This window comes from Pseudomonadota bacterium (genome assembly GCA_016195085.1).
Taxonomy (GTDB): domain Bacteria; phylum Pseudomonadota; class Alphaproteobacteria; order SHVZ01; family SHVZ01; genus JACQAG01.
This window is the reverse complement of sequence record JACQAG010000048.1, coordinates 133964-146487: the sequence shown is the minus strand read 5'-3', so window position 1 is coordinate 146487 and position 12524 is coordinate 133964. Positions and strand designations below refer to the sequence as shown.

Here is a 12524-nt window from a genome sequence, read left to right as displayed (position 1 = left end):
GGCGGCGACCGCGGCAAAGACATCATGGAGGAGATCCGCGGTCCGGCCGGCCGGACCATGTGGGACAAGCTCGGCAACGTGAACGAGATCGTCCTCGCCAACTTCCTCAAGAACGAGTACCCGCAGACCGTTGCCGTGATCCTCGCCAAGATCAAGGGCGAGCACGCGGCCAAGGTCATTGGCCTATTGCCGGAAAACTACGCCATGGAAGTGGTGATGCGCATGCTGCGCATGGAGGCGGTGCAGAAGGACGTGCTCTCCGACGTCGAGCGCACGCTCAGGACCGAGTTCATGAGCAACCTCGCGCGCACCAGCCGGCGCGACACCCACGAGATGATGGCCGAGATCTTCAACAGCCTCGACCGCTCCACCGAAGCGCGCTTCATCGAGGCGCTGGGCGAGCGCAACAAGGATTCCGCCGAGAAGATCAAGGCGCTCATGTTCACCTTCGAGGATCTGTCCCGTTTGGACCCGAGCGGGGCGCAGACGCTGCTCCGCACGATGGACAAGGGCAAGCTGGCGATCGCGCTCAAGGGCGCCTCGGAGACGCTCCGCGACCTGTTCTTCTCCAACATGTCCGAGCGCGCCGGCAAGCTCCTGCGCGAGGATATGGCTTCCATGGGGCCGATCCGCTTGAAGGAGGTGGACGAGGCCCAGATGAATATGGTGCAGCTTGCCAAGGACCTTGCCTCGCGCGGCGACATCACCTTCTCCGACGGCCAGGACGGCAACGAGCTCGTGTACTAATTGGCCCGGAAACGCGCCGGCATGTACGTGCGTGCGCGTCGGCGCTAAATATGAGCGATGCTTGGCCCCCTGCAGATTGTCGCGGCCTCCGGCCTTCATCGTGGTCGACGACACGGGCAACGACGTCTTCGCCGACACTCGACGGTGGCGGGCCCATGAGCGAGGGCTTTCTGGCACTCATCGGCGAGCTGATGGCGCCCCTCGGGCATGTCTCGATGCGGCGCATGTTCGGCGGCCACGGCGTCTATCTCGACGGTGCCTTCGTCGCAATCGTCTGGAAGGATCAGCTCTATCTCAAGACCGATCCTGAGACCCGGCCCCGCTTCGAGGAGCGCTCCCTGGCAGCGTTTCGTCCCAGCCAAAAGAGCGACTACTCCCTGGGCTTCCATATGCCGCCCGAGGAGGCTCTGGACGACGCCGAAGCCTTCAGGCCCTGGGCCGAGCTGGCGTTGGCCGCCGCCCTCCGGGTGCGGCGATCGAAGCGGCCGAATCGCCGCCGAGGCACTTGAAAACCGCCGGCATTCGGCCTCACATGGGTCTATCGACCAAGGGGTAGAGTCCCATGGCGCTCGCCCAGAAGCAGAATCCCCAGCGGCCAGCATCGACCCGCGCCGACTACACGATCGAGCAGGACCACGGCGCCTACACCACCCAGGAGCATGGCATCTGGCGCACGCTGTTCGAGCGCCAGCAGCGGCTCCTGGTCGGCCGCGCCGCGGTTGAATTCCTGGACGGCATCTCGGCCTTGGGCGTGGCCGCCGACGGCATCCCGGATTTCCGCCGGCTCAACGAGGTGCTGCAGAAGCGCACGGGCTGGCGCATCGTCGCCGTGCCCGGGCTGGTGCCCGATGCGATCTTCTTCGAGCATCTGGCGAACCGCCGCTTTCCCTCGACTTGCTTCATCCGCCGGCCGGACCAGCTCGACTACATCGAGGAACCGGACATCTTCCACGACGTCTTCGGCCATGTGCCCTTGCTGGTGCACCCGGTGTTCGGCGATTACATGCAGGCCTATGGCGAGGGCGGCATCAAGGCCTTGCGGCTCGGCGGCCTGCACAATCTGGCGCGGCTCTATTGGTACACGGTCGAGTTCGGCCTGATGCGGACCGATGCGGGCATGCGCATCTATGGCTCGGGCATCGTCTCGAGCAAGGGCGAGTCGGTCTACGCCCTCGACGATCCGGGCCCCAATCGTCTCCGCTTCGATCTGTTGCGGATCATGCGCACCAATTATCGGATCGATGATTTCCAAGAGACCTACTTCGTCATCGACGATTTCGAGGAGCTGTTCGACGCGACGCGTCCCGACTTCACCCCTTATTATCGCGAGCTCGCCCGGCGCTCGAACCTGGAGCCGGGCGATGTGCTGTCGACGGACGAGGTGCTGCATCGCGGCAGCGGCCGGCGACACCGCCCAGTCTAGCTGGACGCGCCGCCGCCCGAGCGGTCGCTCAGAACCGCTGGATCCTGAGCTTGAGCACGGTCTCCGCCACGACCACAACGGCGATGGTCAAGGCGATGCTCAGGGTCGAGACCGCGGCCGCTTCAGGCGTGAAATTCATGCGCAGATAGTCGAATAGCTGAATGGGCAGGGTGCTGCCGCCGATGCCCTTCAGCAGGAACGAGATCGAGAACGTGTCGAACGACACGATGAAGGCGAACATGCAGCCGGCGATTACTCCAGGCTTGATCAGCGGCAGCACGATGCGGCGGAACCGCAGCAGCGGCCCCGCGCCGAGGCTGCGCGCAGCCAGCTCGTAGGTCTCATCGAGGCCGTCCAGAGAGGCCGAGACGTTCAAGAAGACGAATGGTAGCGTGATCAGCACATGGCCGACCACCATGCCGGCGAGCCCGCGCCCGCCGAAACCGATGGTGTAGAAGAAGAACAAGAGCGCAATCGCCGTCAGCACGTCGGGCAGGAGCAGCGGCGAGAGCAACGCCAAGCGCACCCAATCGCGCTGGCGGCCGGCGTAGCGGACATAGAAAATAGTCGCCGCCGTGCCGATCGTGCCCGAAATCACGGTCGTAATCGCGGCCACCAGCACCGACGTGCGGATCGCACGCAGGAATACCTCATTGTGGAAGAAGGTGTCGTACCAGCGCAGCGACACGCCTTGCGGCGGAAATGTGAGGAAGGCGCCGGCGTTGAACGAGGCTCCCGCCACGACAACGATTGGCGCCAACAGAAACAAGTAGACGAGCCCACAAGCCGTCGCCAAGCCGAGCCGAGCCATTAGAGGACGGCCCAGCGCATCCGGGTCGCCCGGGCGAATATCGCGACGCAAGCGGCTCCCGCAAACGTCAGGATGAGCGCCAGCGCCGCGCCGAACGGCCATTGGAAGGCGTCGATGAGAGTGTCCACCACGGTCACCGCCAGCGTCTTCACCCGCATGCCCCCGATCAGCACGGGCGTCACATAGCTGCTGATCGCCAGCACGAAGACAAGGATGCAGCCGGATTGGATGCCGGGCATGGCGAGCGGAAAGACGATCCGCCTGAAGATTCGCATCCTCGCGGCGCCGAGCGAGCGAGCGGCCGTCTCCAATGCCGGATCGATGCCCTGGATCGCGCCCATGATCGGCAGAATCATGAATGGCAGAAACACGTGCGTGAGCGCGATCACGATGCCAAGGCCGTTGTACATGAGCGCCAGCGGCGCCTCGATCACGCCGAGACGGACGAGCCCCCGATTGATGAGGCCGTTGTTGCCGAGGAGGATCGTCCACCCGAAGCTGCGGATGACGATGCCGACGAGAAGCGGCGACAGTACGATGCCGTAGCAGAGGCCGCGCCATCGCCCGGCGCCGCGGGCGAGCTGCCAGGCGACCGGGAATCCAAGGACGAGGCAGGCGACGGTCGTGGCGGCACCGACCCAGAGGGTGCCGAAGAGGTTGCCGAGGTAGTAGGGATCGGTGAGCGCCTTTGCGTAGTTGGCGAGCGTGAAGCCGGCGCCGTAAGGCGCGCCTTGGGCCGGCGGACGGAGGCTCATGAGGACGATGTTGAGGTAAGGCAGGAGGAGGAAGGCGACCAAAAGCACGGCGGCCGGGGCGATGAGCGAAAGGCGCCGCACCTGGTTCAGGTGGATGGGGCTCTGGCGGGTCGGGTTCATGCCGCCGCAATCGCCCAGATTCGGTCGTCGGGTACCGTGACGCGCACGGGGTCGCCTTCGGAGAAGCCCATGCCCGACCCTGCTTGCGCGTGCAGCTCCGTGCCGCAGTCGAGCATGACGCGATAGTCGACGACGCTGCCGGAGTAGTACCGGGCGGCGATACGCCCGGACCATCCGGCCCCTCCGGCCTCAGGCCGCGCCATGGCGATCGATTCTGGCCGCACCACGACCATCGCCCGCTGACCCTCGGCCAGTTGCCGGTCGCCGGGGAGCGTCATCAGCCCGAGCGGTGTCGCCAACGTCCAGCCGCCGTTGGCGCGCGAGATGACGCGCGCCTCGATCAGGTTCGCTTGCCCGACGAACCGCGCAACCTCGAGCGAGGCCGGCCGCTCGTAGATCTCCGCGGGCGGCCCCGCTTGCGAGATCCGGCCATGGAGCATGACCACCACGAGGTCGGACATGGTCATCGCCTCGGCCTGATCGTGGGTGACATAGACCGTGGTGATGCCCACCCGCCGCTGCAGATCGCGGATGAACACCCGCATCTCCTCGCGCAGCTTCGCGTCGAGATTGGCGAGCGGCTCGTCCAGCAGCAAGATGCGCGGCTCGATCACCAGGGCGCGAGCCAGCGCTACGCGTTGCTGCTGGCCGCCGCTCAGCTGACGCGGATAGCGTTCGGCATGTTCGGCGAGCTGCACCGTCTCGAGCACGCTGCGGACGCGCTTGGCGATCTCCGGCTTTGCGACGCGACGGACCTCCAGTCCGAAGGCGAGGTTGCCCGCCACCGTCATGTGGGGAAAGAGCGCATAGTTCTGGAAGACCATGCCGATGTTTCGACGCTCGGCCGGAACACGGGAGACGTCCCCGCCGTCGAAGCAGATCGAGCCTTGGTCGGCGGCCTCGAAGCCAGCGATGAGCTTGAGCGTCGTGGTCTTGCCGCAGCCCGAGGGTCCCAGCAGCGAGACGAAGGCGCCGTCCACGATTTCGAGCGAGATTCCGTCGAGCGCGCGGACGGGACCGTAGCGCTTGACGAGCCCGTCGAGTGAGACTCGGGTCATGGGAGAGTCGGCCCAGCCGTCGCCCTGGGCAAGCGGCCTAACGCAGCGTCTTCGCCCACCGCTCGGAGAACTCCGTCGCGTGCTCGTTCACGAAGTCCCAGTCCCAGGACAGGATTTGCGACATGCCGTCGCCGTTGATCGGAACGTCCTCTTTGAGCTGCGCCGTCATTTCCACCTTGGCATTGACCGGCGAGGTGTAGAACTGGCCGGCAAGCAACGTCTGTATCTCCGGCGACAGCATGAAATTGATGTAGTCGTACGCGAGCGCCTTGGCCGGGCCGTTTCGGCAAACATTGAAGGTCTGGTCGAAAGCCAGCATGCCCTCTTCCGGCACGGCGCAAGCGACCGGCAGCCCCTGCTTGCGCAAGCGAACGATCTCGCCCACGTCGAAGGGCGCCACGATGATCTCCCCCGAGGCCATCATCGTGGACAGGTTGAAGTCGACCTGTATGACGCGGTCAAGCTTGCCCAGGGCGGCAAAGCCCGCGTCGACGTTGCGCTGATCGCCGCCGAAGATCCGCGACGCCAGCAGCAGCGTCATCTTGCCGGCGCTGTTGGCGAAGTTGTAGAGGCCGATCTTGCCGCGGAACTCCGGGTTCTCCCAGAGGTCCCGCCAGCGCTTGGGCGGCGTCTTCACCAAATCGGTCCGATAGCCGATGCCGATCGGCGAGATGGTGCAGGTCGCCGCCCAATCGCCTGCGATCTTGCACACGGGATAGAGGTCTCGGTAGTTCGGGATTAGCGACAGGTCGAGCTTCTCGAAATAGCCTTCCTTGCGCAGGGCGGAGCCGAAGACTTCGTTGGTCATCACGAAGGAATAGGGCGGCTTGTCGCCGGCGGTGCGCAAATTGGCGGTGAAGACCCGGCCATTGCCGACGTCGAAGATGATCTCGGCATTGCGGTGCTTGAGATAGGCGGGCGCCACGCTTTGCCGCCAGAATTGCTCCCAGACGCCGCCCAGCGTGGTGATCACCAGCGTGTCGTCCGCGGCCGCCCGGGCGCAGCGGCCGAACAATCCCAGTCCCGCGAGCCCGCCCAGAGCTGCCATCACCTGCCGTCGTGTAGCCTGCATGATTGCCATCCCTCGTCTCGTTGCTATCGGTGATTGCCAGGCGGACAGAGCCTCGCTCGACCGCCGCGGCGCGCGGGCTGCCTCAGCACCCTAAGCACCGAAGGCCTGCCGCGTCTTCAGCTGGATGTAGTCGCGATAGGTCACGGGCTCGTACCCGGCGCCACGCCCGGCAAAGAGCTCGAGGCATCGAATCACCGTGTCCTCGTTGGGGTTGAGGAAGAATGGGATCGATACGCGCCGACTGCTGATTCCGGTCTTCGGCGGGTTGGCGACCCGATGCAGGGTCGAGACCCATCCATCGTTGGTCCAGCGCATGAGCGCATCGCCGATATTGACGACGAACGCGCCGGGAACGACCGGCGCGTCGATCCACTCGCCCGCCCGCGTGCGCACTTGCAGGCCACCGCGAGCCGCGTCCGACCAGAGAATGGTGAGAAAGCCGTAATCGCTGTGGGCGCCGGCCCGGAGCTGACCCGGGCGGGGAGCCGTCGCCTGCTCGGGATAGTGGATGACCCTGAGGGCGGAAAGATGATCGGTGAAGGATGGCTCGAAATACGTCTCGGCGAGGCCGAGCGCCCGGCAGAAGATCCGGCGCAGGCAGTGGGCCAGGCGCTCCATTTCGAGGAAGTACGCCTCAAAGGCTTGGCGGAGTCCGGCGGGATCATCGGGCCAGGGGGCACCCATCAGGCGGGGTCCGTAGTTGAGGCTCTCCTTGAAGTCTCCGGGCGTGGCCACGCCGCGGGTGGCCGCCAGCGCCTCGTCCTCGACGGGCGCGAACATGGCCCCGCCCTGCTGCGCGGCGCCCTGCGGGAGCCCGCGCTTCACCGCATCCGGCCGCCCGAAGAAGGCGAGCGCCCGATCATGCAGCCTGCGGATCTTGGGCTCCGGCACGCCATGGCCGGTCACCAGGAAGAAGCCGATCCGCCCGCAGGCCTCTCTGACCGCATCGACCGCCCGCTCGGCCGCGCCGCCGGCGACCGCGGGTGCGATGTCGATCAGCGGGATCGCCGGTGATCGCCGGGACGAATGCATGGCCTACCGCGGCTCCATGGTCTCGCGCACTGCCTCCACGCGTCAGGGTCTCGATGCCCCGCGCGCGCAGGCGGCACCCAGGGCGACGACGGTATCTCGACAAACAGTCGTTGACAAGCTCGTCTGTTGTTGGCCATCTAGGGCAACTGCCCCAGCAGCCCACCCAGAGGCCATGGACGACTTAGGCGATCAGGAGCGTGCCGTGCTCGCGGCGGTTGCCCGCAATCCCTTCTCCGGCCAGCAAGAAATTGCAAATGCCGTCGGTCTCGCCCGCTCGACCGTGGCCGCGCACATCACGCAGCTCGCGCGCAAGGGCTACATTCTCGGCCGCGCCTATGTGCTGCCCGAGGCGAATCGGATCGCCTGCCTCGGCGGCGCCACCATCGATCGCAAATACCTGACGCACGGGCCGCTGCGCTTTGGCACCTCCAACCCGGTCGAAGGGCGGCGCAGCTTCGGCGGCGTGGCGAGAAACGTCGCCGAGAACCTGGCTCGGCTCGGCGTCAGCGTCAGCCTCGCAACCATGGTCGGCGACGACGAGAACGGCCGCGCGTTGATCCGCCATCTTCAGCACCAAGGTGTCGACACGGCAGGCGTCATCGTCGCGGCCGGCCGTTCCACGGGCGAGTACGCAGCGCTGCTCGGGCCTGACCATGAGCTCTTCCTCGGCATCGCCGATATGGACATCTTCGATGCGATCACGATCGCCGATCTCGAGCGGCTGTGGCCGCATTTGGCGTCCGCCGCCTGGGTGTTTGCCGACTGCAACCTGCCGGCCCCGGTACTGGCGGCGCTGGTCGCGCGCCGTCGAGGTGCGCGGTTTCGCCTTGCCGTCGACCCCGTTTCGGCGCCGAAGGCCGAGCGCCTGCCGCGGGAGCTGGATGGGATTGATCTCTTGTTCCTGAACACGGACGAGGCGGAAGCCTATTTCAACGCGGTCCATGGACGCGCTGCGGCGACCGCGGAAGCGGCGGCGGCGGCGCTCCGCGATGCAGGTGCCGCAACGGTGATCCTGACCCAAGGCGCAAGCGGGCTTCTGGTCGACTCCGCCGGCTGCCGGACCGCGATCCCGGCAGTGCCGGCCACCGCCATGGATGTGACGGGCGCCGGCGACGCGCTCATCGCCGGCACTCTCTATCGCATGCTCAGCGGCGACGATCATGTTGCCGCGGCCAGGATCGGCGCGCTGTTGGCAGCACTCACCACCGAGACCGAGGCCACAGTGCACCCGCAGCTCTCGACGCATTATCTCGCCGACAGCATGCGTCGCATCGCCCAAATGGCTCCGGCGGAGATCTAAGGATGCAGGGGTTGGTCGCGAGCCCGAGCGACATCGAGATCCACGAGCCGGTGCGGGCGGCGCTGGCGGCGGGCAGGCCGGTGGTGGCGCTGGAATCGACCATCATCACCCATGGCATGCCTTATCCGGACAATTTCGCGACCGCCCAGCTTGTCGAGGCAGCCGTCAGACGCGCGGGGGCGGTTCCGGCAACGATCGCGGTGGTGGATGGGCATATACGTGTCGGCCTCGACGAGGCGACCCTCGCGCGCTTGGCGCGGGGCGGCGGCACCGTGATCAAGGCCTCCACCCGCGACCTCGCCACGGCGATCGTCTGCTGCGCTTCGGCGGGAACGACGGTTGCCGCGACGATGCGGATCGCCGCCAAGGTCGGCATCCCCGTCTTTGCGACCGGCGGCGTGGGCGGCGTCCACCGCGGCGCCGAATCGAGCTTCGACATCTCGGCCGATTTGGCCGAGCTCGGCCGAACGCCGGTCGCGGTCGTTTGCGCCGGGGTCAAATCGATCCTCGATATCCCGAAGACGCTTGAGTACCTGGAAACCGAAGGCGTGCCGGTCCTGGGTTATCGCAGCGACGAGTTCCCGGCGTTCTTCGTCCGCTCCAGCGGTCGGCGCATCGGCGCCCGCTTCGAGACGGCGGCCGAGATTGCCCGCGTGATCGGAGTGCATTTCCGGCTCGGTCTACCGAGCGGCCTTCTCGTCGCCAACCCGCTGCCCGAAGCCGAAGCGCTCCCGGCAGAGCTGGTGGAGGCCTGCATCGCCGAGGCCTGCCTGGAGGCGGAGACGTCGGGCGTCGTCGGCAAGGAGCTGACGCCATTCCTTTTGGCGCGCGTCAACACTCTGACCCAGGGCCGCAGCCTTGCCGCCAATATCGCGCTCATACGCAGCAACGCCGCGCTCGCGGCCGAGATCGCCGCTTGCCTGGCGGCCTCGGGCAATTGAGGCGCCATTTCCATCGAGAGGAGGCTCCGTCCATGATCACCCTTCCGGAAGGAGCCGTCGTGCGGCCGCTCACCGCCCATCTGGCGACGGAGATCCGCGGCTTCGACGTCAAGCGCATCGGCAACGAAACCGGTGCGAAAGCCGTGCGCTCGCTGTTGTTCGACCGCGGCGTCCTCGTCTTCAAGGACCAGGACTTGTCCCCCGACGACCTTCTCGCCTTCACAAGGCTGTTCGGCGAGCCAGAGACGCCCGTTCTTGGGAAGTTCACCCTGCCGGGTTTCCGGAACATTTATGTGCTTTCCAACATCGTGGAGAACGGGCGGCCGCTCGGTAGCCGCTTCGACGGCTATGGATGGCACACCGATTTGAGCTACAAGGAGCGCCCTTCGGCGTACACCGCGCTCTACGGCGTCAAGGTTCCGCCGGAGGGCGGCGACACGCTCTTCGCCAGCGTCCAGCAGGCCTTCCTGTCGTTCTCCGAAGACGAGCGGGACCGGATCCGACCGCTCACGGCGAACTACAGCTACGTGGCCCTGTACGAGACACGGCGCGAGCCGAACAAACCGCCGCTATCGGCGGAGCAACGCGCTCAGAACCCGGATTGCGCGCATCCCGTGGTGCGGATTCACCCTGAGACCGGCCGAGAAGGCATCTATATCGGCCTCGACGACTGCACCGGCGTCAACGGCATGACGCCGTCGGAGGGCCGCGCGCTTATCAAGCGTCTCTATGACCTCATCGCCGAGCCGCGCTTTCTCTATCGGCACGGATGGTCGGTCAACGATCTCGTGATCTGGGACAATCGCATGGTCATGCATACGGCCACGCCCTATGACATGGACCGGTGGCAGCGGCTGCTCTATCGCACGACAGTGATCGGCGAACGTCCGATCGGCTGGAGCAACCGCGCGTCGATCAAATGAGAAGCGGAGCCCGCCCGGAGCTCAGCGCACCCGCAATCGGCCTCGCTCGCCGGCAGCGGCGTCGACTCTCGCCGAGGCAGCGCATGAGCGCACGCGCTTATGCTGTCTGACATCCCCGCCTTCTTCGGCCTTGGCACACCCGGCGAGATGAACTGGGCCCATGGCGTCAATTCCAGCACCGCCCTGGATGCCTATCTCAGCGACGCCGACACACATGTGATCGAGGCCGACATCTCCTGGCTGCCGGAAGCCGGCGGCGTCATGATGGCGCACCCGCCGGCCAGCACCAGCGATCTTACTTTCGAAGCCTGGATCGAAGCGGTCGCCGGCGGGGGCAAAGGCGCCAAGCTGGATTTCAAGCACCCCGCAGTCGTCGATCCCTGTCTCGCCAAGCTCACTTCCATGCGCGCGGCGGGGCGGCTCGCCATCCCGATCATGCTCAATGCCGATGTTCTGCCGGGTCCCGGCGGAGACCCGTCCTTGTTCCAGGCCGCCGGCTTCATTGCCCGGTGTGGGGCGTTCAGGGAGGCGGTCCTGTCGCTCGGCTGGACCACCGGCCCTGTCGCCGGCGGGTCCTACAGCGAGGCCATGGCCCTCGACATGCTGCGTCTGGCGGCCCCGGTCGACGGAAGGGTGACGGTTTGCCTCCGCGCCGCCCCGATCGCGGCCTCTTCCGGCGCCGTGGCTCGGCTACAGGCCGCCCCTGGCGCATGGATTACCGTGTGGAACGGCCGCGCCGATCCCCTCGTCACCCCCGCCGAAGCCCGCCGCCTCACCGACCCCAGGCGCAGCTTCTACGATCTCATCGATGCGCAAGGGCATCCGCTTCGCTAGACGCCACTTATGACAGTTTGTTGACAGGCCCGCGCCGCGGTTCATTATCCTGTCATCGCTCGCCGATACAACGGCGTAGCCCCGCCCGCCGCAATGGTGGGCCGGAAGTGGGAGGATTGGACATGGCAATGCTGAGAATTCTGGCCGCGGCGCTGGTCGCCGGCGGCGTGGCGCTGGCGCAGGCTCCTTGTGCCCAGGCCGAAGAGGTCGTCGTCAAGCTGTGGTCGCGCGCCGACAAATCCGGGCCGCTGCGCACCGCCAACATCGTCGCCGCCGCCGGCCCGCTCAACGCCGCCCTCAAGGCGGCTGGAAGCGACAAGACGGTCAAGGTGGACGTCTTCGAAGGACCGGCCACCGGTTATGACGACGATGCGCTCCAGATCCTGAAGGCGTTCTCGGTCAATCAGGGGCCGGACGTCTACGTCACCGCCCATGAATGGGTCGGCGAGTTCGCCAAGTCCGGCTATGCCATGAATCTGGAAGAATTCGTGAAGGCCAACCCGTGGGCCTTCGCCGACATCATTCCGGCCTTGTGGAATTCGACCAAGTACCAGGGGAAGATCCACGCCATTCCGCAGGATTCCGAGATCCGCATGTTCTTCTACAACAAGGACATGCTGCGGAAGATCGGCAAGCCCGAGAGCTTCGTCGACGGTCTCCCGGCGATGGTCGAAAAGGGCGAGTTCACCATGGAGGACTTGTCCAAGCTCTCCAAGGAAGTGGTCGACAAGGGTGCGGCCCAGATCGGCATCATCCACCGGCCGAATTCCGGTCCGGACTACCTGATGACCTTCGCTGCTTTCGGCGCCAAGTTCCTGGACGACGCTTCGGGCAAGCTCCTGTTCCCGAAGGCCGAGATCAAGAAGGGCCTGGAGTGGTTCGCCTGGAACGCCGCCAATGGCGTCACGCCGAAGAACAACACGGCGATGAACTGGGATGAGATCCAGGGCGGCTTCAAGACCGAGAAGACCTTCATCTATCACCAGGGCGTGTGGGCGGTGGGCGAATGGCAACTCGGCGACGCCAAGGGCGCCAACTGGCCCAACGACAAGGATGCGTACTTCAAGAAGATCGGCTGGATTCACGCGCCGGCCGCGGTCAAAGGCGGCGAGCCGAAGAATCTCTCGCACCCGATCGTCTACGTTGTGAACCCGAAGTCGGCGAAGGCGCAACTCGCTGCCCAGCTCGTCGCCTATGCGAGCTTGCCCTTCTACAACGTGCAGCATGCCTCGAGCTCGGCCCACACCGCGATCATGAATGGCGCGGCGGGCATGCCCGACTATGTCAAGGCCTGGTATTTGCAAGCGGCGATGCCGATGCTGGCGCGCGCCACCTTCATGCCGAACCATCCCGAGTTCGGCCGCTACAACGGCATCCTGTTCAAGGCCCTCCAGGGGGTGGAGACCGGCCGGCTCACCCCGGCGCAGGCGGTCGACTTCATGGAAGACGAGATCAACAACCAGCTCAAGAACGACGTCAAGATCGTGGGCTGAGCGGATCTAGCGCGT

General features: G+C 66.0%; 13 protein-coding genes. 8 read left to right on the top strand and 5 right to left on the bottom strand.

Annotated features, from left to right (window positions below; translation table 11 throughout):
* From HY058_15380 to HY058_15370, 3 genes are all read left to right on the top strand, one after another.
* A partial coding sequence (locus HY058_15380) for a flagellar motor switch protein FliG (GenBank protein ID MBI3498678.1) occupies positions 1–747 on the top strand: 747 nt, incomplete at its 5' end.
* 155 nt (positions 748–902) lie between these two features.
* Positions 903–1256, top strand: a complete 354-nt coding sequence (locus HY058_15375) for a TfoX/Sxy family protein (GenBank protein ID MBI3498677.1) — start codon at positions 903–905, stop codon at positions 1254–1256.
* A 53-nt stretch (positions 1257–1309) separates the two neighbouring features.
* Positions 1310–2170 carry a phenylalanine 4-monooxygenase gene (locus HY058_15370; protein MBI3498676.1) on the top strand — a complete coding sequence of 287 codons (861 nt, stop codon included), beginning with the start codon at positions 1310–1312 and terminating at the stop codon, positions 2168–2170.
* A gap of 28 nt (positions 2171–2198) precedes the next feature.
* Here the strand turns inward: HY058_15370 and HY058_15365 are convergent, their stop codons facing one another.
* From HY058_15365 to HY058_15345, 5 genes are all read right to left on the bottom strand, one after another.
* Positions 2199–2981, bottom strand: a complete 783-nt coding sequence (locus tag HY058_15365; protein MBI3498675.1) for an ABC transporter permease — start codon at positions 2979–2981, stop codon at positions 2199–2201.
* Entirely contained in the window at positions 2981–3856 is an 876-nt protein-coding gene (locus tag HY058_15360) for an ABC transporter permease (GenBank protein MBI3498674.1), read from the bottom strand. The genes HY058_15365 and HY058_15360 overlap by 1 nt, the downstream gene beginning before the upstream one ends.
* Positions 3853–4914, bottom strand: a complete 1062-nt coding sequence (locus HY058_15355; protein MBI3498673.1) for an ABC transporter ATP-binding protein — start codon at positions 4912–4914, stop codon at positions 3853–3855. Before HY058_15355 ends, HY058_15360 begins: the two co-directional genes overlap by 4 nt.
* A gap of 37 nt (positions 4915–4951) precedes the next feature.
* Positions 4952–5995, bottom strand: coding sequence for an ABC transporter substrate-binding protein (locus tag HY058_15350; protein MBI3498672.1), 1044 nt, complete (start codon positions 5993–5995; stop codon positions 4952–4954).
* An 81-nt stretch (positions 5996–6076) separates the two neighbouring features.
* Complete coding sequence (locus HY058_15345; GenBank protein ID MBI3498671.1) at positions 6077–7018, bottom strand: oxidoreductase; 942 nt, start codon at positions 7016–7018, stop codon at positions 6077–6079.
* 172 nt (positions 7019–7190) lie between these two features.
* Between HY058_15345 and HY058_15340 the strand changes: the two genes are divergently transcribed.
* The 5 genes from HY058_15340 (at position 7191) to HY058_15320 (ending at position 12509) form a co-directional block, all read left to right on the top strand.
* Positions 7191–8318 carry a winged helix-turn-helix transcriptional regulator gene (locus tag HY058_15340; GenBank protein ID MBI3498670.1) on the top strand — a complete coding sequence of 376 codons (1128 nt, stop codon included), beginning with the start codon at positions 7191–7193 and terminating at the stop codon, positions 8316–8318.
* Between the two features lie 2 nt (positions 8319–8320).
* Entirely contained in the window at positions 8321–9259 is a 939-nt protein-coding gene (locus HY058_15335) for a pseudouridine-5'-phosphate glycosidase (protein MBI3498669.1), read from the top strand.
* Positions 9260–9291: 32 nt separating this feature from the next.
* Positions 9292–10182 (top strand): TauD/TfdA family dioxygenase, encoded by an 891-nt coding sequence (locus tag HY058_15330; protein MBI3498668.1) that lies wholly within the window; start codon positions 9292–9294, stop codon positions 10180–10182.
* Positions 10183–10281: 99 nt separating this feature from the next.
* Positions 10282–11016, top strand: a complete 735-nt coding sequence (locus HY058_15325) for a DUF2181 domain-containing protein (protein ID MBI3498667.1) — start codon at positions 10282–10284, stop codon at positions 11014–11016.
* A gap of 128 nt (positions 11017–11144) precedes the next feature.
* Entirely contained in the window at positions 11145–12509 is a 1365-nt protein-coding gene (locus tag HY058_15320) for a sugar ABC transporter substrate-binding protein (protein MBI3498666.1), read from the top strand.
* The last annotated feature ends 15 nt before the right edge of the window (positions 12510–12524 follow it).